Here is a 22,303-nt window from a genome sequence, read left to right on the forward strand (position 1 = left end):
AGCGGGCGACCGGGTCGGCGCAGCCCCGACGGAGACGACCCCCGGGCGCCATCGGTGAAGATGGTCCGCATGACGCCGATCACCCGCCCCCCTCTGCGAGGTCTCACCCTGGCCGCGATCGTCGGACTCGCGGCCCTGCCGCTCGCCGCGTGCACCTCGGGCGACGCGCCGGCACCGGAGTCGAGCGCCGCGGCGTCACAGGACGCGACCGCCGGCGCCCCCGGCGACGCGACGCCGACCCCGACCCCGACGACCCCGGCCCTGGTCAGCACGCCGGTGGATCTCGACTGCTCGGCCCTGGTCGATCCGGCGACGGTCGCTGCGGCCCACCCCGGCCTGTCGCCCGCTCCCGTGCCCGAGGGCGCCGACGACGACGGGGTGACCACGCCGCTCGAACGGGTCGCCGCGGCCGACGGCACCCTGTGCGCCTGGACCGACACGGCCGGGGACACCATCACCCTCGGAGTCGCGCAGTACGACGACGCCGGACTGACCTCCCTCGCGAACGAGCTCGTCGCGACGAGCAACTGGGTGCCGACGTACGGAGTCGAGGGCTACTTCGACGTGACGCAGGGCGTCGGCCGGGCGGAGTTCCTCCCCCTCCCCTACGACGTCGTGCTCGAGTCCACCGCGTTCGTCGAGCCGGGATCGGCCGAGCCCGTGGCGTCGCAGGTGGTGGTGGCGCTCGAGGCGGGCGGCGCGACCGGCTGACCCGCGCCTCCGGCGACCCCGGGAGTCAGGCGGCGCGCGACGCCCGACCGGCGGACAGGGCCTCGAGGCGCAGCCGCGCCAGAAGCGCCGGCAGCTGCGCGCGGTCGGCGCCCGGATCCTCCGGGTGCCACTGCACGCCCGTGATGGGCGCCTCGACGTGCTCGACGGCCTCGATGGCGCCGTCGGCCGCCCGGGCGACGACCCTCAGCCCCGCACCGGGACGTCCGATGGCCTGGTGATGCGAGCTCCGGACGACGACGCGGGTGCCGAGCACCCCGGCCAGTCGACTCGCGGGGTCGATCGCGACGAGGTGGTCGGCCATCGACAGGTCGGCCGGGACGCCCGCGGTGCGGTGCAGACCCGCCTCGTCGTCGAGATGCTGCTCGAGCGTCCCCCCGAGGGCGACCGACATGATCTGGTGGCCCCGGCAGACGCCGAGGAGGGGCGTGCGGGTCTCGAGGGAGCGTCGCACGAGAGCGATCTGCGCCTCGTCGGCCACGGCGTGGTGCGGACCCTCCGACGGGTAGCCGCCCGACGCGCCGTAGAAGCGGGGCGAGATGTCCTCGCCGCCGAGGACGACCACGGCGTCGGCCCGCGCCGTCGAGGCCAGCAGGGCGTCGACGCCCAGCTCGCCGGCCGCGACGCGATCGGTCGTCCACCCGCCCCGCGCCGCATCGCCGAGCACCCGGGCCACCATCGTCTGCACGTACGCGTCGTAGCGCGGGGCGTGCGGGCGGTGACGGGTCACCTCGACGACGGCGAGGTGGAGGGTCTCGGAGGGCATGGCCCCATCGTCGTCACGCCCGGGCGGCGACGCCAGCTCCGTGTCTCCGCGTTACGGAGCGATCGACGTGATGCTCAGGGCCACAGGGAGGCGCGGGTCCACGAATCGCCCTCGCGGTCGTACCGCAGGCGCACCTGATCGCGGCCGCTCGTGGCCTGCCAGAACTCGATCGAGGCGGGCTCGACCCGGTACGCCGTCCAGTCGTCGGGGGCGGAGTCCTGGTCGGCGTCGATGCGCGAGCGGGCGTCGTCGAGGGCGCGCCGCGCCTCCTCGGGGTCGGCGATCACGCTGCTCTGCGGCAGGGCGACGGCGACGGCCCGCGACTGCGGGTGCCGCGATGTGAAGTCCGCCCGGCTCGCCTCCCGCGACCCGGGGACCGCGCGCCCCGTGACGCGGATCTGCCGCCCGCGCTCCGACCAGAAGAACGACAGGGCGACGCGGGGCTCGACCTCGATCTGCCGACCCTTCGGGCTCAGCGACGACGAGGCGAACCAGAAGTCGTCGTCGACGTCCTTCAGCAGGACGACGCGCGAGGCGGGCGCACCCGACGCGTCGACGGTCGCCAGGGTCATCGCCTGGGGCTGCGGGACGCCGGCCTCGACGGCCTCGATCAGCCACTCCCTCACGAGCTCCCGCGGATCGGCGGGCGCGACGTCGGGGTCGAGGGCGGGGACGTCGGGGTGGGGCGCCTTCGCCTCGCGGAGGCGGTCGCGGAGGGTCGGGGCGGACTCGTCGGTGCTCATCGCACCACAGTGCTCCGCCCAGGTGGAGGGCGACCGTGAGCGGCCGGGCCGGACCGCGTCGGGAGGCGGCGGGAATCGCTGCTAACCTGGACGACGTTCCTGGGCCCCCATAGCTCAGGGGATAGAGCACTGCCCTCCGGAGGCAGGGGCGAAGGTTCGAATCCTTCTGGGGGCACCGTCATCCGACCGGATCGTCGCCCTACCGTGCGCCGTCCGGCTCGTCGTTCTCGAGCTCACGCCGCAGCACGCGCTCCGAGACTCCCAGATGCCGGGCGACGTCTCGCATCGGCAGCTCGTCGGCGAGCAGCACCCGCGCGATCCGCAGCCGGCGGGACCCGAGACCCTGCGGTCTGCTCGACCGGGCGTCGCGTCGTCGACGGGCGGCCGCGAGACCGGTCTCGGCGTCGACCGTCCGCTCGTGGCCGGCGAGCGCGGCGGCCGTGCGGAAGAAGTAGCGACCCCAGGGTCCGATCTCGTCGATCCCCTCGTCGAGCGATCGGAAGGCGACGCCGCGCTCGTCGAGACCCGACACGAGGTCCAGCAGGGAGGCCACCGACCCGCCCAGGCGATCGAGCCGCGTCACGACGAAGACGTCCCCCTCGCGGAGCGAGGCGAGCGCGTCCACGAGGAACGGCTGACGGGTGCGGCGACCCGTCGCCCGATCGATGTAGATCCGCTCGCAGGCCGCGGCCTCGAGCACGGACTGCTGCCGGTCGGGCGATGCGTCGTCGTCCGAGATGCGGGCGTAGCCGATCACCGCCATGACCGGTCCTGCTCTCTCTGAGACGAAAGGCCCCGCCGAAGCGGGGCCGTCGAGGATGTCGGACGTCGGGTGACTCCGCCGGTCGGGGACTCAGGAGTAGGTGAGGGCGATGACCGCGACGTCGAGGCTGCGGTAGACGCCCTCGGCCCTCGTGGCCGATCGGACCCGCCCGCGGAGGACCTCGTAGCGGCCGTCGGACTCGTGGACGAATCCGATCACGCCGGCCGTCGGCGTCGAGATGCGGTGATAACCGTCGCCCAGGTCGATGACCTCGGCGCGGGACGTCTTCTCGAGAACAGCTCCCATGGTGTTCCTCCTTGCTTGCGGCGGACCGACTCTGGCCCGCTGACCGCAGACTACGCCCGCCACCCCGCGATCGGGGTACAGATCGTCCAGGATCGGCTAGGCGGGCGGTGGCTCCGACGCCGTCGCCACCCGCCGGCGCGCCGTGACGGTCACCCCGATGCTGGCGGCCGTCACGAGCGCGAGGGCGACGAGCTCGCGGGCACCGAGCGCCTGTCCGAGCACGACGAGCCCGGCGAACGCGGCCAGCGCCGGCCCGAGGCTCGACAGGACCCCGAACACCCGCGTCGGCAGGCGGCGGAGGGCCACCATCTCGAGCGCGTAGGGGACCGCCGAGGTCGCGACGGCGACGATCAGGAAGACGCCGAGGAGGCGCGGGTCGGCGACCACGGCGGCGCTCGCGTCGGCAGCGCCGAACGGCACGACCACGACGGCGGCGACGAGCATCGAGACCGCGAGCCCCGACAGGGAGTCCGCACGTCGACCGAGGTTCGCGTTGGCGACGATGTAGCAGGCCCAGAAGGCTCCGGCGCCGAGGGCGAGCACGACCCCGACGACCGGGATCGACCCGCTCGAGTCGGAGCCGAGCACGACGACGCCGGCGAGCGCGAGCACGGCCCAGCCGGCGTCGAGCCAGCGGCGGGTCTGGGCCAGCGCGACGACGAGCGGGCCGAGGAACTCGAGGGTGACCGCGACGCCGAGGGGGACGACGTCGATGGCGAGGTAGATGAGGGAGTTCATCCCGGCCAGCGCGAGGCCGAGGACGACGACCCCGAGCCAGGTGCGAGCATCCCAGCCGCGGACCCGCGGCCGGAAGACGACGAGCAGGATGAGGGCGCCGAGAGCGAGCCGGAGGGACGCGGCGCCGAGGGGGCCGACGGCGTCGAAGTGCGTGCGGGCGAGGGCCGCGCCGAACTGCACGGAGACGATCGCGGCGACCGCGAGCACGGGGGCCGGGACGGCGTCGAGCGGGGGTCGGCTCACGACGGGGGTTCCTCACGGACGGACGGAGGCCGGGACGGCCGTCGCCGCGGTGCGGCACTACGATCGTGGCATGTCCGACGCTCTCTCCGTCATCTCGCCGGTGATCGAGCTCTTCGGCTGGCTCGGGTTCGTCGCCGGCACCCCCTTCCTCATCGCCGCCGCCGCCGTCGGGCGACGGGCCCGTCGGTACGAGGAGACGGTCGCCGTGGTCATCCCGGCACCGGAGTACGCGCGGGTTGCGACGGCCCGGTGGATGGACTCGTGGGGCGACCTGCACGAGACCCAGTTCGCTGAGTACGCGATCGAGACGCCCGTCGAGACCGAGCTGACGGTCCACTACGACCCTCGCCGCCCCTCCTCGGTGCGCGTCGACACCCCGCACGACGACGGCCGGGCCCTGCGTCTCGTCGGCATCGTGCTCGTGGCCGTGGGCGCGGTCTGCGCGGTGGCGTCGATCGCCCTGCTGTTCGTCGGGTGACGCCGCCTCGCGGCCCGGTCCGCTCACGGCGGATGCTCGGGCGGACCGTCGGAGGCCCTCACTAGACTCGGCCCCATCGTCGAGGGGAGAGTCGTGGGCGTCGTCGCACGAGAGGGACGGATCGCGTCGGGTGCCGAGATGATCGGCGCTCTGGCGCTCGGCGGGACGGTGCTGGCGGCATCGATCGTGGGCGGCTCGCTGCTCGGCGTGACGAGCGCTGCAGCGGCCGGGCCCGTCGATCTGGCCGGCGCCTACGTCGTCGACCAGGCCGACGTGCTGTCGGACGCCGACGAGCAGAGGGTCGAGCAGTCGCTCGACACCCTCGCCGCCGAGAACGGCACCAATCTCTTCGTCGTCTACGTCGACTCCTTCACCTCCCCCTCGGACCGCACCGAGTGGGGTCGCGCTACGGCGGAGCGGAATCAGCTGGGCGTCAACGACGTGCTGCTGTCGGTCGCCGTCGACGATCGCCTGTACGACCTCTCGGTCGCCGAGTCGTCGTCCATCACGGCCGCCGACCAGTCGGCGCTCGAGACGGACGTGCTCGTGCCGGAGCTCCGCGACGGCGACTGGGCCGGCGCCGCGACCTCGCTCGCCGACGCCCTGGCGCCCGGGGCCGCCGGAGCTGACGACGACGGATCGTCCTCCGGCGGCGGGACCTGGCTGCTCTGGACCCTCGGCGTGCTCGCGCTCGTGGTGCTGGCCGCGGTCGTCGCCGTCACGGTCCTCCGACGCCGCCGGAGAGGCCGCGCCCTCGCCGCCGCTCGGGCCGAGCAGGATGAGCTGGAGCGTCGTGCCGCCGGTCTGCTCGTCGCCCTGGACGACGAGATCACCGCCGGCTCGCAGGAGGTCGGCTTCGCCGAGGCCCAGTTCGGCGAGCAGGTCGCCCGGCCCTTCGTCGAGGCGTTGGAGTCCGCCCGGTCGAGCGCGCGCGAGGCCTTCGCCCTACGTCAGAGACTCGACGATCATGTGCCCGACGGCGCCGGGGAGCGACGCGAGTGGACGACACGGATCATCGAGCTGTGCGAGACGGCGGGGACGACCCTCGACGCCCAGTCCGACGCGTTCGACGAGATGCGGCGGGCCGAGGACTCCGCCCCCGCCGATGCCGAGGCGCTGCCCGCCGACGTCGCAGTCCGTCGGGCCCGCCTCGCCGAGACGCGGAGCACCCTGGAGGCGCTGTCCCGCACCTACTCCCCTCCGGCGGTGGCGTCGATCGTCGACGACGTCGACCAGGCGGACCGGCTGCTCGAGTTCGTCGACGAGAGCGCGACAGCGGCCCGAGAGCATCTCGCCGCGGGCGAGACCGGTCAGGCGGTCGCCCGCATCCGCTCCGCGCGCCAGGCCCTCGGCCAGGTCGATCAGCTGGCCGACTCGGTCGTGCGCTCGGGCGAGTCGCTGGCCACGGCGCAGAGCCGGATCCGCGAACTGACGATCGAGCTGCGCACCGATCTCGACGCGGCCCGATCACTCGAGCCGTCGGCTGCCCCCCGGGGCGTCGACCTCGCCGCGACGGTGGCGGCGGTCGACGAGGCGCTGCGCTTCGCCGACGAGAACCGCGCCGACCCCCTCGCCGTGCTCGCCCGTCTGGATGACGCCGACGACCGGGTCGACGCCGCCCTCGCCGCCGTCCGCGACGCCGAGACCGCGCGCCGGAAGGCCCAGGCGGCCCTGGACCAGGCGCTCCTGTCGGCTCGGAGCCGGATCAGCGCCGCACGCGACTTCATCGAGACCCGGCGAGGCGCGGTCGGGCCCGGTGCCCGCACTCGTCTCTCGGAGGCCGAGCGGCACCTGGCCGAGGCCGTCTCGCTCGCCACCGTCGATCGCGACGCCGCGCTCGGCGAAGCGCATCAGGCGAACCTGGCCGCTCAGGCGGCGTCGAGCGAAGCGGCCGCGGACGTCTCGACGTATCAGCAGGCCTCGCCGTTCGGCGGCTCGGGCGGCGGCGGCCGAGGAGGCGCGGATCTCGGCGGCATCGTCACCGGCCTCATCATCGGCGGGCTCATGAACAGCGGCGGGGGCGGTGGCGGCTTCGGCGGAGGCGGCGGCTTCGGGGGCCGCAGCGGCGGCTTCGGCGGAGGCGGACGCGGCGGCGGCTTCGGCGGCGGCGGCGGCGGCCGCCGATCCGGCGGCGGACGCTTCTGAACCGCAGCGGCCCTTCCGACACAGACCACGGCAACGACCACCAGACGAAAGGACCACCATGTCGAAGCAGTCCATCTTCGGACGAATCGCCCAGCTGACGAGGGCGAACATCAACAACCTGCTCGATCAGGCCGAGGACCCGAGCCTCATGCTCGACCAGCTCGTCCGCGACTTCACCAACAGCATCGCCGAGGCCGAGAGCGCCGTCGCTCAGACGATCGGCAACCTGCGCCTCATCGAGCAGGACCACGCCGAGGACGTCGCCGCGGCCGCCGACTGGGAGCGCAAGGCTCGGGCCGCCAGCGGAAAGGCCGACGAGCTGCGGGCCGCCGGCAACACGGTCGACGCGGACAAGTTCGACGCGCTCGCCAAGGTCGCCCTCGGTCGTCAGCTGTCGGCTGAGAAGGAGGCCAAGGACGCCGAGCCGACCATCGCCGCGCAGACCCAGGTGGTCGACCGGTTGAAGACGGGTCTGACGCAGATGCGCGAGAAGCTCGACCAGTTGAGCAGCAAGCGCGACGAGCTGAACGCCCGGGCCAAGTCGGCCGAGGCCCAGTCGCGGGTCGCCGACGCGGTGAAGAGCATCGACCTGATGGACCCCACCAGCGAGCTCAGCCGCTTCGAGGACAAGGTCCGCCGCGAGGAGGCCAGGGTGCTCGGGCAGCAGGAGCTCGCGGCCTCGAGCCTCGACGCGCAGTTCGAGGGTCTCGAGGACCTCGACGAGCAGACCGAGATCGAGGCGCGCCTGGCCGCGCTGAAGCTCGGAGCGTGACCGTCGGCGCCGCGGGCCCGTCGACGCCGACGACCGGTCGGGTCCGGGTCACGCGCCCGGGTGCGTCACGGCTCGTCGGCGTCGACGTGGCCCGCGGCCTCGCCGTCCTCGGCATGTTCGCGGCGCACCTCTGGCCGCGCGATCTGCTCGACGAGCGCCTCTTCGACGGACGCTCGGCCATCCTGTTCGCCACCCTCGCCGGCGTCTCGCTCGGGCTCATGACCGGCGGCGCCGATCCGACGCGCCCGGACGATCGAGGCCGCCGGGCTCTGTCCATCGCGATCCGCGCGGTGCTGCTGATCGTGCTCGGGCTGCTGCTGCAGGCCTGGAACCCCTACGTCCTGGTGATCCTGCCGTACTACGGGGTGATGTTCGTGCTGCTGCTGGCCGTCCTCTGGCTGCCTCGGCGCCTCCTCGTTCCGCTGGCCGTCGTCGTCACCCTCGCGGCTCCATTCGCCGCCTCCCTCGTGCCCCTCGACGCGGTCGGCGACGCCGCGGCTCCGGGCCTCGCCGGTCTCGCGGCCGACGCCCTGCTCGTGGGCGCCTACCCGGCACTCGTCTGGCTGCCCTTCCTCCTGGCCGGCCTCGCAGCCGCCCGCAGTGATCTCGCCCGCCCGGCGACGGCCGCCCTCCTGGTGGTCGTCGGAACCGTCGCCGCGGTGATCGGCTACGGCGCGCGGTTCCTGCCGGGCGCCTCCGACGTCGCCGCCCTGGACCCCGCCGACCACGAGGGCATGCCCGCCGAGATCGTCGGCTCGGGCGGCGTCGCACTGGCCGTGATCGGCCTCCTGCTGCTCGCCACCGGCACCGGTCGTGTCGCGGGCCGGGTGACCCGGGTCGTCCGGGCCGTCCTCTCGCCGCTCGCGGCGGTCGGCGCCCAGCCCCTGACCGTCTACACGCTGCATCTGCTGCTCACGGCGCCCCTCTTCACGGCCTACCGGTCCGCCGGCGGCTCGTACGGACTCCCCCTCGGCTGGCTCGTGGCCTCCGTCGTCGGCACGCTCGTCTACGCCGTCCTCTGGCGACGGTTCGTCGGGCGCGGTCCGCTCGAGCGCCTGGTGGCGGCCGCCAGCCGGCCCGGGGCCGGGCGCGACGACGCCGTCTCCCGCTGACCCGGGCCTCCTCGTCATCGCCCGTCGAGGTCCCTGCCACGACCGCCCCGCGCTGTGCCAGACTGACGCGCGTGAGGTTCGTCGTGGTTCCGCAGTGGCAGGGTTCTCCGTCGTCGAGGGCCATGCGGCTCGCCGAGGGCGCGTACGCGATACTGGGCGATCTGCCCGCGTCGGCGACCACCGTCGTCGAGGTCCCCGTCGGGGCCGGCGACTCGCTGGGCACCCAGGTGCACCGGCTGTCGTCCGTGCTCACCGTCGCCGACGCCCTGCAGCAGGAGCTCGCGACCGGCACCGGACCCGCGCTCGTCGTGGGCGGCGACTGCGGGGTCGAGCTCGGCGCCGTCCGCCACGCGCTCAGCCCGTCGACGGCCGTCGTGTGGTTCGACGCCCATCCCGACCTGCACGCGCCGCGCAGCAGCGAGAGCGGCGCCTTCAGCGGGATGGTGCTCCGGGCTCTGGTCGGCGACGTCGACGACGACCTCCCGACGCTCGATCCGGCCGAGACGCCGCTCGACCCGGGCCGCATCGTGCTCGCCGGCGCGCGCAGCTTCGACGAGGCCGAAGACCGGTACGTCGACAGTCGCCGCGTCTCGACGGTCTCGTCGCTCGATCTCACGCCCGACGACGTCGTGGCCGCGGTGGCCGCGACGGGGGCGACCGAGGTCTACCTGCACGTCGATCTCGACGTGCTCGACCCCGGCATCATCGACGGACTGCTGGCGCCCCAGCCGTTCGGCGTCGATCTCGCGACGCTCATCGCGACCATCACCGCCCTCAAGACCCGCTTCACCCTGGTGGGGGCCGGGCTCTGCTCGTTCGCCCCCGTCGACGCGACGAGCGCCTCGGACGACATGGGCACCATCCTCCGCATCGTCGGGGCCCTGTCGCGATGAGCGGACCCGACGCCGGCGACCGCCCCCGCGTCACGGTCGAGCGCCGCGGGGGCGTCCTCCTGATCGGACTCGACCGTCCCGAGAAGCGGAACGCCGCCGACCTCCGCATGCTGCGCGAACTCGCTCTCGCCTACGGCCGACTCGACGACGACCCCGGACTGCACGTCGGACTCGTCTTCGCGCACGGCGACCACTTCACGGCGGGGCTCGATCTGACCGACGTCCTCCCGGCCGTGACCGACACCGGTCTCGACATCGTCCCCGAGGGCGGCGTGCACCCCTGGCAGGTCGACGGACGATCGCTGACCAAGCCGGTCGTGCTCGCCGTGCAGGGCACGTGCCTGACGCTCGGGGTCGAGCTCGCGCTCGCCAGCGACATCGTGATCGCCGACGAGACGGCCCGTTTCGGTCAGATCGAGGTGAGCCGGGCGATCCTCCCGTTCGGCGGCGCGACGACGAGGCTGCCCCGACGCGCGGGCTGGGGCGACGCGATGCGCTATCTGCTCACCGGCGACCTCTTCGGAGCCGAGGAGGCGCGGCGCATCGGGGTCGTGCAGGAGGTCGTCCCCGAAGGGGCCGCCTTCGATCGGGCTCTGCGACTCGCCGAGCGGATCGCCGCCCAGGCCCCACTCGCCGTGCAGGCCACCCTCGCCAACGCGCGTCTGGCCGTGCGCGAGGGCGACGCGGCGGCCGAGGCCTCGCTGCAGCCCGAGCTGGTGCGCCTGCTCGGCACGGACGACGCCCGAGAGGGTGTCGCGGCGTTCACGGAGCGGCGCGACCCGCGATTCTCGGGGTCGTGATCGTCCGGGCCCGAGCGGCACCGCCGACCGGAACCGCCGACGGGCACGATCGACCGGCAGCGCTGTCCGACCCGGCTGACCGGCCCTCACACGACGAAGCCCGCCCCCACGAGGGGAGCGGGCTCCGGGCGTGATGACGCGTCTTACTTGAAGACGTCTTTCACGTCTTCGCCGGTCTTCTTGGCACTCGCGGCGGTCTGGTCCTTGCGACCCTCGGCCTTGAGGTCCTCGTCGCCCTTGCGGTCGCCGATGGCCTCCTTGGCCTTGCCTGCGATGTCCTGAGCGGCGTTCTTGATCTTGTCGTCGAGTCCCATGAAGACCTCCTCTGCTTGGCGCGTCAGCGCATGATGCCCAAACGCTATCGAGGCGACCCCGGTGCCGACCGCACGCACATCCGGCGCCCAGGATGCGTGCGCGGAACGGCCAGCGAGCATCCGGACGAACGCCCGGGAGCGAGGACTACGGTCGTCGCATGACTGCTTATGATCTGATCGTGATCGGCGCCGGCGCGGTCGGCGAGAACGTGGCCGACTACGCCAAGCGCAAGGGCCTCTCGGTGGCCCTCGTCGAGGCCGAGCTCGTCGGCGGCGAATGCTCGTACTGGGCGTGCATGCCCTCGAAGGCGCTGCTGCGCTCCACCGCGGTCGTGCGGGCGGCGCGCGCGGTCGACGGCGCCGCCCAGGCGGTCACCGGCGCTGTGGACGTCGCGGCCGTGCTGCGCCGCCGGGACTCCTTCACGAGCGGATGGGACGACTCCGGCCAGGCCGACTGGGTCGCCGGCGCGGGCATCGACCTCATCCGCGGACACGCCACCATCACGGGAGTGCGGGAGGTCACCGTCGACGGCGTCGTGCACACCGCGAACCACGCCGTGGTCGCCGCGACCGGATCATCGGCCCTGCTGCCCGACATCCCGGGTCTGGCCGAGGCTCGCCCCTGGACGAGCCGGGAGGCGACGAGCGCTCAGAGCGTCCCGCAGAGCCTCGTGGTCATCGGCGGCGGCGTCGTCGCCACCGAGATGGCGACCGCATACCAGGGTCTGGGCTCCGTCGTGACGCTCGTCGCGCGGAGCGGTCTGCTCGGCGGTCAGGAGCCCTTCGCCGGGGAGCTCGTCGGGGACGGACTCCGCGAGCTCGGTGTGGACGTCCGCGTGGGGGTCTCCCCCGTCTCCGTCCTCCGCACCGAGCACGACACCGTCGAGGTGACCCTCGACGACGGGAGCACCGTGATCGCCGACGAGGTGCTCGTGGCCACCGGCCGGGTGCCCCGCACCTCGGACCTCGGACTCGAGAGCATCGGCATCGAGCCCGGCGACTGGCTGCAGGTCGACGACACCCTGCTCGTGCACGGCACCGACTGGCTGTACGGCGTGGGCGACGTCAACCACCGGGCCCTGCTCACCCATCAGGGCAAGTACCAGGCCCGAGCCGCCGGCGAGGTCATCGCGGCGCGGGCCCAGGGGACCGAGCTCTCGACCGCCCCCTGGGGAACCCACGTCGCCACGGCGGACGACGCCGCCGTGCCGCAGGTCACCTTCACCGACCCCGAGGTGGCGAGCGTGGGTCTCACGGCCGAGGCCGCCACGCAGCGCGGCATCGACGTGCGCGTCGTCGACTACGACCTCGCGTCGGTCGCCGGCTCCGCGCTGCACTCGGACTCGTACAAGGGCCACGCGCGACTCGTCGTCGACGAGGGTCGGAAGGTCGTCGTCGGCGCCACCTTCGTCGGACCGGAGGTCAGCGACCTCCTGCACGCCGCCACGATCGCCGTCGTCGGCGAGGTCCCGATCGATCGGCTGTGGCACGCCGTGCCGTCGTACCCGACGGTCAGCGAGGTCTGGCTTCGCCTGCTGGACGGCTACGGGCGCCCGTGACGGGCCTGCTGCTCGACTCCCCCGTCTCGCGCCTCGGCTGCGCCGTCGCCACCCTCGTCGGCCTCGCCGTCGGCGTCCCGCTCAGCACGGGGCGGATCCGGGTCGTCGGCGACCTCATCGTCTGCCGGGGTCTCCCCCGGTGGGCGTTCCGCCGCGGCGGCACCTGCGTGGGCCGGGTCTACCTGACCCGGTACAACGACGGCCCCCGGGTGCTGCGACACGAGGCCGTCCACGTCACGCAGTGGCGGCGATACGGCATGCTGATGCCCCTGATGTACTTCCTGGCCGGCAGCGACCCGCTGACGAACAGGTTCGAGATCGAGGCCGGCCTCGAGGAAGGCGGTTACCGATGACCCGCACCGTGATCATCACCGGAGCGAGCAGCGGCATCGGCCGCGAGGCCGCGAAGGCGCTGTCGAAGGGGGGCGCCGAGCTCGCGATCGTCGGTCGCAACCCCGAGCGCACCCGCGCCGTCGCGGACGAGGTCGGCGGGAGCGCCTTCATCGCGGACTTCGACCGGCTGGACGACGTCCGCGGACTCGCGGAGCGCCTCCTCGACCGCTATCCCCGGATCGACGTCCTCGCCAACAACGCCGGCGGGCTCGTCAATCCGCGCGGCGTCACCGCCGACGGCCACGAGCGCATCCTCCAGTCGAACCACCTCGCGCCGTTCCTCCTGACCCGACTGCTGCTGCCGCGACTGATCGAGAGCGAGGCGCGCGTCGTGTCGACCGCGAGCGTCGCCAACCTGTTCGGCCGCGTGCGTCTCGACGACCTCGACTGGGCGAAGCGGCCGTGGCTCGGCGGCTGGCGCCAGTACGGCACGAGCAAGATCGAGACGATCCTGTTCATCCGCGAGCTGGCGAAGCGCACGGGGCTCGAGGCCTTCTCGTTCCACCCCGGGATCGTCAAGACGAACTTCGGCGCCGACTCGTCCATGTGGCGCATGGCCAACGTGCTGACGAACGGGCACTACGGCATCTCGGCCGCCGCCGGAGCGCTGCCGCTCATCCAACTGGCGGGGCCTAGCACGATCGGCGTGCCGAGCGGCACCTACTTCGACCAGCTGAAACCGGACGGCCTCGTGCTGCCCCAGGCCAAGGACGCCTCCCTGGCCGCCGCCCTCTGGGAGCGCAGCTCCGAGCTCGTCGGGCTGCCCTCGGAGGTCTGAGGCGCTACATCTCGGCGCGGCCGAGCCGCCAGTAGCCCATGAAGGCGACGTGGCGGCGGTCGACGCCGACCTCGGCGACCAGGAACCGGCGCAGGGTCTTGATGGCGGCGGCCTCGCCGGCGAGCCAGGCGTACAGCTCGCCGTCGAGGGCCTCGCCGTGGCGGGCCTCTCCTTGGGGGACGTCCCAGAGGATGTCGTGGTCGACGTCCACCTCGGAGACCTCGACGCCGCGGTGCCACGCGGTGACGTACCGGGCCGTCCAGCCGCGGACGGCCTCGACGAGTCGCGCGCCGTGCCCTTCGTCGGACCCGTCTCGTGCGAGCCAGTGGACGGAGACCCCGGGAGGCGCGGTGAGCTCGAGCACGTCCGCCGACGTCGGCACCTCGAGGAACACGCAGCCCCGGGCGTCGGCGGGCAGGCTCTCGACGATGGAGGACACGGCGGGCACGGCGGTCTCGTCGCCGGCGATGAGCACCGAGGAGGCGCCCCGCGGGTTCCATTCGACGCCGCTGCCGGTCACGCCGCTGGTGGCGTCGGGGCCCACGAGCATGGCGTCGTCGCCGACCCGGACGGCCGCGAGCCAGGCGGCGGCGGGCCCGCCGTCGGCGTGCACGACGAAGTCGACGTCGACCTCGCGGAGCTCCGGTCGGACGGCTCGTGCGGTGTACGTGCGGAAGGGATTGCGGGCATGGTCGGGCAGGGCGCGCCACTCACCCCACCAGTCTCCGGACGGGAACGTGTCGAAGCCCGTGGACTCCAGCGGGAGGACCACCTTGATGCGCTGGTCGAGCCCGTCGGCCCCGAAGTCGCCGAGTTCGGGACCGCCGAACGTCACGCGGGTGAACGACGGCGAGAGACGCTGGACCCTCTCGACCCTGGCCCGGTACGGGCGGTGGGCGGGTTTCACGACGGACCCGGGCGAGGCCTCGGCTACGGAAGTAAGCACACCCTAAGTATGGCAGTCCTAACCTGACGGTCAAGAAGAGGTTCCTGGACGTCGAGACAGCTGCTCGGACGGTCGGAGACCAGCGTCCCCGCCGGCCGACGGCGGATCAGAGCGCCGCGGCCCCGTCGACCGTCTGGAAGACGCGGTGCAGATCATGCCGGAGGTCGTAGGCGAACGACGGCGGCCCGGCGATCCAGATGACGTGCTCGCCGGCGACCAGCGAGTCGGTGTCGACGTACATCTCGGCGAGCCACGCGCGGACGGCCCGCTCGAGCGCGTCGCCGGGCTCGCAGGAGCGCCCCGACCCGGGTGCACCGGATCGGCGATCGCGAGCCAGCCAGGCGACGGCCACCCGGCCCGGTGCGGCGAGAGGCACGATCTGGCTGCTGTCGTCGACCTCGACGAAGACCTGCCCGCGCGCGCAGAGGGGCAGCGCGGCCAGCATGCCGCGCAGCTGGTCGAGGGAGGAGGCGTCGCCGGCGAACAGCACGCGGGTGGCGTCGTGCTGGAGGGGCGGGTCGCGGTATTCGAGGAACATGTCCTCGTCAGTATAGGTAAGCCTCACCTATCCCGACACACGTCCGCCCGATTCGCAGCCGGGTGGTAGGTTCTGACCGTCCACGGATCCGGCAGCGACCCGTGGCGAGGGGCCGCGCCGTGTCCGACAGCACCACGGTGGCGGATCGTGACGACCGGACCGACAGCGACCGGAGATCCCCCGCAGCAGAGCCGAGACCACCTCGGCATCCTTCGCCGAGGCGCCGACGCCCCGGCCCACCCCGGAAGGCCCCTCCGCGTGCGCACCCTGCCCCTCCTCGCCGCCGTCACCGCTCTCGTCCTCGTCACGGCCGGCTGCACGTCGTCGCCCGACCCGACGGGCGCCCCCGACGACGACGCCACCGTCACCGTCGGCCTCGTCCTCGAGCCCACCGACCTCGACATCCGCCGGACGGCCGGCATCGCGCTCGATCAGGTGCTGATCGACAACGTCTACCAGGGCCTCGTCGGGCGCACCCAGGACAACGAGATCGTCGACGTCCTGGCGTCCAGCCACGAGGTCAGCGACGACGGCCTGACCTACACCTTCACCCTCGCCGAGGGCGTGACCTTCCACGACGGGGCCGCGCTGACCGCGGAGGACGTCGTCTGGTCGCTGCAGCAGGTCGCCGACGACGACAGCCTGGCCAACCACGGCGATCTCGCGGCGGTGGACGCCGTCACCGCGCCCGACGAGTCGACCGTGGTGATCACGCTGTCCCGACCGGACTCGGCGCTGCTGTTCTCGCTGACGGGGCGAGCCGGCCTCGTGCTCGAGCAGCAGGCCGACAACGACCTCTCGACCACGGCGAACGGCACAGGGCCCTTCACCCTCGAGGGGTGGACCCAGGGCGACAACCTGCGGCTGAGCCGCAACGACGACTACTGGGGCACGCCCGCGGCCGTCGGCGGGGTCGTCTTCCGGTACATCCCCGACCCGTCCGCCCGCATCAACGCCTCGCTGTCCGGCGACATCGACGTGCAGACCGCGGTCGACGCGACGCTCCGCAGTCAGCTCGACGGCGTCGACGGGCTGACCGTCAGCGAGGGCCGCACCACCGACAAGTACACCCTCGCCTTCAACAACGCGGTCGAGCCCTTCACCGATCCCCGCGTGCGCAAGGCGATCCGCCTCGCCGTCGACAACGACGCGCTGATCGCCGCCACCGGGGGCTCCGCGGTCGACCAGGGCGGGCCGATCCCCGAGCTCGACCCGGGCTACCGCGATCTGACCGACGTCGACGCGTACGACCCCGACGCCGCCCGCGCGCTCCTCGAGGAGTCCGGTCAGGGCGATCTCGACCTCACCCTCGAGTACGCGAACGTCTACCCGGCCGCCATCGGCGATGTGCTGACGACGCAGCTCAAGGCCGTCGGCATCACCCTCACCGTCGAGCAGGTCGACTTCTCGACCTGGCTGAGCGACGTCTTCGTCGCCCCGTCCGACGGCTCGCCGCGCGACTTCCAGCTGAGCATGGTCAACCACGCCGAGACCCACGACTTCGGCAACTGGGCCGATCCGGACTACTACTTCGGCTACGACTCCCCCGCGGTGCAGGGCCTCTACGCCGAGTCCCTCGCCGCCACGGACCCGGCCGACGCCGACGAGGCCCTCGCCGAGGCCGCGGCGATCGTCGCCGACGACGCGCCGGCCGAGTGGCTGTACACCACGACGACGCTCACGGCCATCCGAGACGGCATCACCGGGTTCCCGACCTCGTCGACGACGACACGGCTCGATCTCTCGTCGCTGGCCGCCACCGAGTGATCAGGTTCACGGCCGGGCGTCTGGTCCTCTTCGCCGTCGGTCTGCTCGTCGCGAGCGCTCTGATCTTCGCGACGCTGCGCCTCCTGCCCGGCGACGTCGCCCAGGTGATCGCCGGCACGACGGGCTCGCCCGCCCAGGTCGCCGCACTCCGGGCCGAGCTCGGACTCGACCGGCCGTTCCTCGCGCAGTACCTCGACTGGGTGGGAGGGCTGCTGAGGCTCGACCTCGGCCGGTCGCTCGTGACCGGGACCCCGGTCGCGGACGAGATCGCCGACAAGCTGGCCGTCACGCTGCCGCTCGCCGGGCTCTCGCTCGCCGTCGGCCTCGTCGTGGGCGTCCCTCTCGGCGTGCTCGCGGCGCTCCGCCGACGGCGCCCGCTCGGCACGGCGGCATCGATCGGCGGTCAGATCCTCGCCGCCGTGCCGGCCGTCTGGGCGGGCATGCTGCTGATCGCCCTGTTCGCCGTCACCCTGGGCTGGCTGCCGACGCAGGGCTTCCCCCTCGACGGGTGGTCCGATCCGGCGGCCGCCCTGAGGGCGCTCGTCCTGCCCGCGGTGACCATCGGTCTCGTCGAGGGCGCCGTGCTGCTCCGCTTCACCCGATCCGCCGCGCTCGGAGCGCTCGACGCGGACTACGTCCGGGCCGCCGCCGCCAAGGGCATGACGCGCGACCGGGCCCTCGTGCGCCACGGCCTGCCGAACGTCATGCTGAGCGTCGTGAGCGTGCTCGGAATCCAGGCCGCCGGTCTCGTCGTCGGCGCGGTGCTCGTGGAGCAGCTCTTCAGCCTGCCCGGCGTCGGTCGCATGCTCGTCGCCGACGTCGGCCGCCGAGACCTGACGAAGGTGCAGGGAGAGCTCATGACCCTGACCGCGATCGTCCTCGCCGTCGGCTTCGTCGTGGACGTCGTGCACCGCGCCCTCGACCCGAGAGCACGGGAGCGGGGCGAATGAGGCGCGGGTCGTGGATCCGGGCCCTGGTGTCCGGGCCGGCCGGCGCCTTCGGCGCGGGGTGGCTCGTGCTCGTCGCGGCGGCCGCCGTCGTCGCCCCGTTCTGGACGCCGTTCGATCCCTTCGCCACCGACCCCTACGGAGCCTGGGCTCCGCCGTCGACCATGCACCTCCTCGGGACCGACTCCGTGGGTCGCGACATCTTCAGCTACGTGGCCCGAGGGGCCACCACGACCGCCGTGGTGGCGGTCGCCTCGGGCGCCGTCGCCCTCGTGGTCGGCGTCGCCCTCGCAGCGCTCGGATCGCTGACCGCGCGTTGGGTTCGGGACTCCGTGTCGGTGCTCATCGACGTCCTCGTCGCGTTCCCGACGATCCTGATCGCCATGGCCCTGGCCGCCGCCTTCGGCGGGTCGCTGGCCGTGGTCGTCGTCGCCGCCGGCACCGGCTACGGGGTCAACATCGCCCGGGTGTCCCGGGCCGAGATCCGCCGGGTCGGCCGGGAGGACTACGTGCTCGCCGCCCGCGCGGCCGGCGTGGGGCCGCTCGGCGTGGTGGCGCGGCACGTGCTGCCGAACGTGGCGCCCCTCTTCGCCGTCCAGGTCTCGCTCGCGATGGCCACGTCGATCCTCGCCGAGGCCGGACTGTCGTTCCTCGGGTACGGGGCGTCCGCCGAGACCGCCTCGTGGGGCCGACTGCTCAGCGACCTGCAGAAGTTCATCGGCGTCCACCCCGGGACGATGGTGTGGCCCGGCGCCGCCATCACGCTCACCGTGCTGGCGCTCAACCTGCTCGGCGACGCCGTCCGCGACGCCGGGGACCCGCGCCTGCGCCGGCGCGCACCCTCCGCCGCCCCGGACCCCGCCGATGCGCCGGGGGTGGTCTCGTGAGCCTCGAGATCAGTGATCTCAGCATCGAGCTCGCCGGACGGACCGTCGTCGACGGCGTCTCCCTCTCGGTGGGACCGCAGGAGCGCGTGGGGCTCATCGGGGAGTCCGGATCGGGCAAGTCGCTGACGCTGCTCGCCGTGCTGGGGCTGCTGCCCGACGACGCCGTCGTCCGAGGCGGCATCTCGTTCGACGGCCGCGAGCTCGTCGGGCTGCCCGACCGCGACCACGCCCCCCTCCGAGGAGCCGGGATCGGCGTCGTGTTCCAGGACCCGACGACGTCGCTCGACCCCGTCCGCACCATCGGCCGTCAGATCGCCGAACCCCTTCGACTGCACGAGGGGGTCGGACGTCGCGAGGCCCGTCGCCGTGCCGTCGACGCGGCCGCCGAGGTCGGTCTGCCCGACCCCGAGCGCATCGTCGACCGCTACCCGCACCAGCTGTCGGGGGGTCAACGTCAGCGCGTGGTCATCGCGACGGCCCTCATCGCCCGCCCGCGCCTCCTGCTCGCCGACGAGCCCACCACGGCCCTCGACGTCTCGACCCAGGCCGAGGTGCTCGACCTCTTCGCCCGTCTCGTCGACGAGCGCGGCGCGTCGCTGCTGTTCGTCACCCACGACCTCGCCGTCCTGCGTCGAGCCGTCGACCGGGCCGCGGTGCTCGCCGACGGCCGCGTCGTCGAGGAGGCGTCCGTCGACGACCTCGTGCACCGCCCGCGCCACGCCGTCACCCGGGGGCTGGTCGAGGCGACGAGGGCGACCACCTGGAGGGCGCGATGAGCGACGACGAACCGACCCGCGCCTCCTCGGCCCCCCTGCTGAGCGGACGCGGCCTCAGCCGGACGTATCGCCTGCCCCGGTCGTCGCCGTTCCAGCCGGGCCCGGTCAGGCACGCGCTGGTCGGCGCCGACCTCGACGTCGGCCACGGCGAGAGCGTCGCCCTGATCGGCGAGTCGGGCAGCGGGAAGAGCACCCTGGTCAAGACCCTGCTCGCCCTCGACACGCCGACGGAGGGCACGGTCCGCTTCGACGGACGCCCGGTGCGACCCGGCCGGGCGTCGGCGCTGCGCTGGTTCCGCCGCGACACCGGCGTCGTGCTGCAGGACCCCTACAGCTCGCTCGATCCGCGGATGCGCGTGCGCGACACCGTCGCCGAGCCGCTGCGGGCCCTCTCGATCGCGGGCGACCGGCGGGCCCGGGTCGACGAGGTGCTCGACCGGGTGGGTCTGACCCGGCACCACGCCGACGGCTACCCGCACGAGCTCAGCGGCGGGCAGCGCCAGCGCGTCGCCATCGCCCGCGCGATCGTCCACCGACCCCGCCTGCTCGTCGGCGACGAGCCGATGAGCGCGCTCGACGTCACGGTCCGAGCCCAGATCCTGCAGCTGCTGCGCGAGCTGCGCGACGACCTCGGGCTGTCGCTGCTCACGGTCTCGCACGACATCGGTCTCGTGCAGCATCTCGCCGACCGGGTCGCCGTGCTGCACGAGGGGCGGATCGTCGAGCAGGGGACGGTCGACGCGGTGCTGCGCCACCCCGGGCACCCCTACACCCGCGCGCTCGTGGCCGCGGTGCCGACGCTAGACTGATCCGCCGACCCTCGACCGACCCGCCATCGGGCGCCCGTCGCGCCTCGCGGGTCACCAGAGCGGCGGGTGCCTCCGCTGCCATCTCAGGCGCCGCTCGAGCTGCGCCCCCACGGCCAGGAGGACGTCCTCGCGACCGGGCCTGCCGATCAGCTGCACGCCGGCCGGCGATCCGTCGACCTCGCCGACCGGCAGGGTGATCGCGGGCAGCCCGGCGACGTTGACGAACGAGGTGAAGGGCGAGTAGAGGCACTGCTGCTCGAAGTTGCGCTCGGCGTCGTCGGCGTCGTACCAGCCGATCGGGCGGGCCGTCAGGGCGAGCGTCGGGGTCAGGACGACGTCGAAGGGGGCGAACCGGTCGATCACGGTCCGCTCGAACGCCGTCAGCCCCGCGAGGGCGGCGCCGAGCTCGCGAGCCGGGACTCCGCGGCCCCGCTCGACGAGCCACCGGGTGATGGGCTCGAGACGGGCGAGCTGCTCGTCGGTCTCGGCGGGGATCCCCGCGGCGCCGGCCTGCCAGAGGGTGCGGAAGAGCGCCGGGTAGTCCGACGCAGGCATCGTCGTCTCGTCCACGCCGTGCCCGAGATCGGCCAGCAGGTCGGCCGTGAAGCGGACGACGCCGAGGAGGCGCGGGTCGACCCAGACGTCGAACACGTCGTCCCAGGGGCTGGTCGTCATCACGGCGACCTGGAAGCGTCCGGCCCCGCGGAGGGCCGTGCCGAGGTAGGCGCCGTCGGGCGACGGCGGCGCCCAGAGCGCGTGCCCGTGCCGCGGCGGCCGTCCGTCGGGCGAGACCATCGCGTCGAGCAGCAGGGCGGCGTCGGCGACGGTGCGCGCCAGCGGCCCCCCGACGGCGAGCCCGCCGAGGCTCGCGAGTCCCGGCTGCGAGGGCACGCGTCCCCGCGACGGCTTCACCCCCACCAGTCCGGTCGCGGCGGCCGGGATCCGGATGCTGCCGCCCCCGTCCGACCCGGGGGCGAAGGGCAGCATGCCCGCGGCGACCGCGGCCGCGGCCCCTCCGCTCGAGCCGCCTGCGCCGGTGTCGAGTCGCCAGGGGTTGCGCGTCGGCGGGCCGATGAGGGTCTCGGTGTACGCGGTCAGCCCGTACTCGGGGGTCGCCGTCTTGCCGAGGCTCACGCCGCCGGCCTCGTCGAGGGCCGCGACGATCTCGGACGACGTCTCGGGCACCCGGCCGTCGGCCAGGCGCGAACCGGACCGGGTCGGCACGCCCGCCCGATCGCCGAGGTCCTTGTCGGCGAGCGGCAGCCCCCACAGCGGCGCCGTCGTCCGACCCGCACGGGTCAGCTCGTCGGCACGGTCGCGGGCACGGTCGGCGGTGACCGTCACGAAGGCGCCGACCTCTCCGTCGAGGCGCTCGATGCGGTCCAGGTAGTGGTCGGTCAGCTCGCCGGGGGAGAGCTCTCCGCGATGCAGGAGATTCCATTGCTCGTGGGCGCTGAGGTCGTGGAGTTCGGGCACCCGTCGAGCGTAGGCCCGCCCGTCAGCGCGCGCTGCGGCCGCGTCGCCTCTTGAGCGACTTCTGCATCGTGATGGTGCCGAGCCAGCGGCCGAACTTGAAGCCCACGCGGCCCATCCGGCCCACCTCGACGAACCCGAGCCGGGCGTGGAGGGCGACCGACGCCTCGGCGTTCTTGTCGGCGATGACGGCGACCATCTCTCGGATCCCGGCCTCGCGGCAGGCCTCCACGAGCGCCTCGAGCAGACCTGCCCCGAGGCCCTTTCCCGTCGAGGCGGCGCGCAGGTAGATGGACGTCTCGACCGTGTACCGGTAGGCCGCCTTGCCGCCCCAGGGCGAGGCGAGGGCGTACCCGAGCACTTCGCCGCTCGGATTCACGGCCACGAGGAACGGCATCCCGAGCGACGAGACGAACGCGAGCTTGCGGCGCCATTCGGCGAGGGTCATGGCGTCCTCGTCGAAGGTCACGGACGAGTTGGCGACGTAGTGGTTGTAGATCTCGCGCACGTAGGGCAGGTCGGCGGCCACGGCGGCACGGACCTCGAAGCGGAACGGCGGCTCGACGGGGGCGGGCGGGCGCAGGGCGCGCGGCAGCTGCCGACGGGTCTGGTATTCCTCTTCGAGCAC

At 73.6% G+C, this 22,303-nt stretch carries 25 protein-coding genes and 1 tRNA gene; 16 read left to right on the plus strand and 10 right to left on the minus strand.

Annotation, left to right across the window (positions count from 1 at the left end; all coding sequences use genetic code 11):
- Positions 1-69 precede the first annotated feature (69 nt).
- Positions 70-711, plus strand: a complete 642-nt coding sequence (locus ASF89_RS09380) for a hypothetical protein (protein ID WP_156463364.1) — start codon at positions 70-72, stop codon at positions 709-711.
- A 25-nt stretch (positions 712-736) separates the two neighbouring features.
- Here the strand turns inward: ASF89_RS09380 and ASF89_RS09385 are convergent, their stop codons facing one another.
- Together ASF89_RS09385 and ASF89_RS09390 are read right to left on the minus strand one after the other, a co-directional pair.
- On the minus strand, positions 737-1,495 hold the full coding sequence (locus ASF89_RS09385) for a gamma-glutamyl-gamma-aminobutyrate hydrolase family protein (RefSeq protein ID WP_055814092.1): 759 nt from the start codon (positions 1,493-1,495) through the stop codon (positions 737-739).
- A 74-nt stretch (positions 1,496-1,569) separates the two neighbouring features.
- A complete protein-coding gene (locus ASF89_RS09390; RefSeq protein WP_082475112.1) occupies positions 1,570-2,238 on the minus strand; it encodes a pyridoxal 5'-phosphate synthase in 669 nt (222 codons plus the stop codon).
- Positions 2,239-2,341: 103 nt separating this feature from the next.
- Here ASF89_RS09390 and ASF89_RS09395 point away from each other — a divergent pair.
- A tRNA-Arg gene (locus tag ASF89_RS09395) sits at positions 2,342-2,413 on the plus strand.
- 24 nt (positions 2,414-2,437) lie between these two features.
- Here ASF89_RS09395 and ASF89_RS09400 read toward each other — a convergent pair.
- The 3 genes from ASF89_RS09400 to ASF89_RS09410 all read right to left on the minus strand — a co-directional run bounded on the left by ASF89_RS09400 (position 2,438) and on the right by ASF89_RS09410 (position 4,288).
- On the minus strand, positions 2,438-3,001 hold the full coding sequence (locus ASF89_RS09400; RefSeq protein ID WP_055814095.1) for a recombinase family protein: 564 nt from the start codon (positions 2,999-3,001) through the stop codon (positions 2,438-2,440).
- A 90-nt stretch (positions 3,002-3,091) separates the two neighbouring features.
- Positions 3,092-3,307: a hypothetical protein gene (locus tag ASF89_RS09405; protein ID WP_055796681.1), complete on the minus strand. Its 216-nt coding sequence runs from the start codon at positions 3,305-3,307 to the stop codon at positions 3,092-3,094.
- 96 nt (positions 3,308-3,403) lie between these two features.
- A complete protein-coding gene (locus ASF89_RS09410) occupies positions 3,404-4,288 on the minus strand; it encodes a DMT family transporter (RefSeq protein ID WP_055796678.1) in 885 nt (294 codons plus the stop codon).
- A 70-nt stretch (positions 4,289-4,358) separates the two neighbouring features.
- On the opposite strand from ASF89_RS09410, the gene ASF89_RS09415 reads away from it, so the two are divergent.
- The 6 genes from ASF89_RS09415 (at position 4,359) to ASF89_RS09440 (ending at position 10,488) form a co-directional block, all read left to right on the plus strand.
- Positions 4,359-4,766, plus strand: a complete 408-nt coding sequence (locus ASF89_RS09415; RefSeq protein ID WP_055814098.1) for a hypothetical protein — start codon at positions 4,359-4,361, stop codon at positions 4,764-4,766.
- A gap of 93 nt (positions 4,767-4,859) precedes the next feature.
- A complete protein-coding gene (locus ASF89_RS16230; protein WP_055814101.1) occupies positions 4,860-6,911 on the plus strand; it encodes a TPM domain-containing protein in 2,052 nt (683 codons plus the stop codon).
- Positions 6,912-6,969: 58 nt separating this feature from the next.
- Positions 6,970-7,683 carry a PspA/IM30 family protein gene (locus ASF89_RS09425; protein WP_055814104.1) on the plus strand — a complete coding sequence of 238 codons (714 nt, stop codon included), beginning with the start codon at positions 6,970-6,972 and terminating at the stop codon, positions 7,681-7,683.
- On the plus strand, positions 7,680-8,795 hold the full coding sequence (locus ASF89_RS09430) for a DUF418 domain-containing protein (protein WP_055814107.1): 1,116 nt from the start codon (positions 7,680-7,682) through the stop codon (positions 8,793-8,795). The genes ASF89_RS09425 and ASF89_RS09430 overlap by 4 nt, the downstream gene beginning before the upstream one ends.
- A gap of 62 nt (positions 8,796-8,857) precedes the next feature.
- A complete protein-coding gene (locus tag ASF89_RS09435) occupies positions 8,858-9,688 on the plus strand; it encodes an arginase family protein (protein WP_235484103.1) in 831 nt (276 codons plus the stop codon).
- Positions 9,685-10,488: a crotonase/enoyl-CoA hydratase family protein gene (locus ASF89_RS09440; protein WP_055796658.1), complete on the plus strand. Its 804-nt coding sequence runs from the start codon at positions 9,685-9,687 to the stop codon at positions 10,486-10,488. The genes ASF89_RS09435 and ASF89_RS09440 overlap by 4 nt, the downstream gene beginning before the upstream one ends.
- 143 nt (positions 10,489-10,631) lie before the next feature.
- On the opposite strand, the gene ASF89_RS09445 is transcribed toward ASF89_RS09440, so the two are convergent.
- The gene (locus ASF89_RS09445) at positions 10,632-10,802 is read right to left on the minus strand and encodes a CsbD family protein (RefSeq protein ID WP_055796655.1); all 171 of its coding nucleotides are present in this window, start codon (positions 10,800-10,802) and stop codon (positions 10,632-10,634) included.
- Positions 10,803-10,960: 158 nt separating this feature from the next.
- On the opposite strand from ASF89_RS09445, the gene ASF89_RS09450 reads away from it, so the two are divergent.
- The 3 genes from ASF89_RS09450 to ASF89_RS09460 are packed head-to-tail and all read left to right on the plus strand — an operon-like array spanning position 10,961 to position 13,532.
- The gene (locus ASF89_RS09450; protein WP_055796653.1) at positions 10,961-12,361 is read left to right on the plus strand and encodes an NAD(P)/FAD-dependent oxidoreductase; all 1,401 of its coding nucleotides are present in this window, start codon (positions 10,961-10,963) and stop codon (positions 12,359-12,361) included.
- Positions 12,358-12,714, plus strand: coding sequence for a Fe-S oxidoreductase (locus tag ASF89_RS09455; RefSeq protein ID WP_235476409.1), 357 nt, complete (start codon positions 12,358-12,360; stop codon positions 12,712-12,714). The genes ASF89_RS09450 and ASF89_RS09455 overlap by 4 nt, the downstream gene beginning before the upstream one ends.
- Positions 12,711-13,532, plus strand: coding sequence for an SDR family NAD(P)-dependent oxidoreductase (locus ASF89_RS09460; RefSeq protein ID WP_055796650.1), 822 nt, complete (start codon positions 12,711-12,713; stop codon positions 13,530-13,532). Before ASF89_RS09455 ends, ASF89_RS09460 begins: the two co-directional genes overlap by 4 nt.
- Before the next feature lie 4 nt (positions 13,533-13,536).
- Here the strand turns inward: ASF89_RS09460 and ASF89_RS09465 are convergent, their stop codons facing one another.
- Both ASF89_RS09465 and ASF89_RS09470 read right to left on the minus strand, forming a co-directional pair.
- A complete protein-coding gene (locus ASF89_RS09465) occupies positions 13,537-14,478 on the minus strand; it encodes a siderophore-interacting protein (RefSeq protein WP_200913442.1) in 942 nt (313 codons plus the stop codon).
- Positions 14,479-14,584: 106 nt separating this feature from the next.
- Positions 14,585-15,016, minus strand: coding sequence for an SIP domain-containing protein (locus ASF89_RS09470; RefSeq protein WP_055796644.1), 432 nt, complete (start codon positions 15,014-15,016; stop codon positions 14,585-14,587).
- Positions 15,017-15,274: 258 nt separating this feature from the next.
- On the opposite strand from ASF89_RS09470, the gene ASF89_RS09475 reads away from it, so the two are divergent.
- The 5 genes from ASF89_RS09475 to ASF89_RS09495 are packed head-to-tail and all read left to right on the plus strand — an operon-like array spanning position 15,275 to position 20,202.
- Entirely contained in the window at positions 15,275-16,783 is a 1,509-nt protein-coding gene (locus ASF89_RS09475; protein ID WP_055814113.1) for an ABC transporter substrate-binding protein, read from the plus strand.
- Entirely contained in the window at positions 16,780-17,733 is a 954-nt protein-coding gene (locus ASF89_RS09480; protein WP_055814116.1) for an ABC transporter permease, read from the plus strand. The genes ASF89_RS09475 and ASF89_RS09480 overlap by 4 nt, the downstream gene beginning before the upstream one ends.
- Complete coding sequence (locus tag ASF89_RS09485; protein ID WP_055814119.1) at positions 17,730-18,617, plus strand: ABC transporter permease; 888 nt, start codon at positions 17,730-17,732, stop codon at positions 18,615-18,617. The genes ASF89_RS09480 and ASF89_RS09485 overlap by 4 nt, the downstream gene beginning before the upstream one ends.
- Positions 18,614-19,393 carry an ABC transporter ATP-binding protein gene (locus ASF89_RS09490; protein WP_055796632.1) on the plus strand — a complete coding sequence of 260 codons (780 nt, stop codon included), beginning with the start codon at positions 18,614-18,616 and terminating at the stop codon, positions 19,391-19,393. Before ASF89_RS09485 ends, ASF89_RS09490 begins: the two co-directional genes overlap by 4 nt.
- A complete protein-coding gene (locus ASF89_RS09495) occupies positions 19,390-20,202 on the plus strand; it encodes an ABC transporter ATP-binding protein (RefSeq protein WP_055796629.1) in 813 nt (270 codons plus the stop codon). The genes ASF89_RS09490 and ASF89_RS09495 overlap by 4 nt, the downstream gene beginning before the upstream one ends.
- A gap of 51 nt (positions 20,203-20,253) precedes the next feature.
- Here ASF89_RS09495 and ASF89_RS09500 read toward each other — a convergent pair whose 3' ends face one another.
- Together ASF89_RS09500 and ASF89_RS09505 are read right to left on the minus strand one after the other, a co-directional pair.
- Positions 20,254-21,678: an amidase gene (locus tag ASF89_RS09500; RefSeq protein WP_055814122.1), complete on the minus strand. Its 1,425-nt coding sequence runs from the start codon at positions 21,676-21,678 to the stop codon at positions 20,254-20,256.
- A 22-nt stretch (positions 21,679-21,700) separates the two neighbouring features.
- Positions 21,701-22,303 (minus strand): GNAT family N-acetyltransferase, encoded by a 603-nt coding sequence (locus ASF89_RS09505; RefSeq protein ID WP_055796621.1) that lies wholly within the window; start codon positions 22,301-22,303, stop codon positions 21,701-21,703.

This window comes from Frigoribacterium sp. Leaf172 (assembly GCF_001424285.1).
Lineage (GTDB): Bacteria > Actinomycetota > Actinomycetes > Actinomycetales > Microbacteriaceae > Frigoribacterium.

Excerpts from the sequence above, each read along its gene's own strand:
- ASF89_RS09400 (WP_055814095.1), bottom strand. The coding sequence starts at position 3,001 with ATGGCGGTGATCGGCTACGCCCGCATCTCGGACGACGACGCATCGCCC.
- ASF89_RS09380 (WP_156463364.1), top strand. The coding sequence starts at position 70 with ATGACGCCGATCACCCGCCCCCCTCTGCGAGGTCTCACCCTGGCCGCG.
- ASF89_RS09450 (WP_055796653.1), top strand. The coding sequence starts at position 10,961 with ATGACTGCTTATGATCTGATCGTGATCGGCGCCGGCGCGGTCGGCGAG.
- ASF89_RS09485 (WP_055814119.1), top strand. The coding sequence starts at position 17,730 with ATGAGGCGCGGGTCGTGGATCCGGGCCCTGGTGTCCGGGCCGGCCGGC.
- ASF89_RS09405 (WP_055796681.1), bottom strand. The coding sequence starts at position 3,307 with ATGGGAGCTGTTCTCGAGAAGACGTCCCGCGCCGAGGTCATCGACCTG.
- ASF89_RS09385 (WP_055814092.1), bottom strand. The coding sequence starts at position 1,495 with ATGCCCTCCGAGACCCTCCACCTCGCCGTCGTCGAGGTGACCCGTCAC.
- ASF89_RS09445 (WP_055796655.1), bottom strand. The coding sequence starts at position 10,802 with ATGGGACTCGACGACAAGATCAAGAACGCCGCTCAGGACATCGCAGGC.
- ASF89_RS09470 (WP_055796644.1), bottom strand. The coding sequence starts at position 15,016 with ATGTTCCTCGAATACCGCGACCCGCCCCTCCAGCACGACGCCACCCGC.
- ASF89_RS09495 (WP_055796629.1), top strand. The coding sequence starts at position 19,390 with ATGAGCGACGACGAACCGACCCGCGCCTCCTCGGCCCCCCTGCTGAGC.
- ASF89_RS09390 (WP_082475112.1), bottom strand. The coding sequence starts at position 2,238 with ATGAGCACCGACGAGTCCGCCCCGACCCTCCGCGACCGCCTCCGCGAG.
- ASF89_RS09460 (WP_055796650.1), top strand. The coding sequence starts at position 12,711 with ATGACCCGCACCGTGATCATCACCGGAGCGAGCAGCGGCATCGGCCGC.
- ASF89_RS09415 (WP_055814098.1), top strand. The coding sequence starts at position 4,359 with ATGTCCGACGCTCTCTCCGTCATCTCGCCGGTGATCGAGCTCTTCGGC.
- ASF89_RS09440 (WP_055796658.1), top strand. The coding sequence starts at position 9,685 with ATGAGCGGACCCGACGCCGGCGACCGCCCCCGCGTCACGGTCGAGCGC.
- ASF89_RS09425 (WP_055814104.1), top strand. The coding sequence starts at position 6,970 with ATGTCGAAGCAGTCCATCTTCGGACGAATCGCCCAGCTGACGAGGGCG.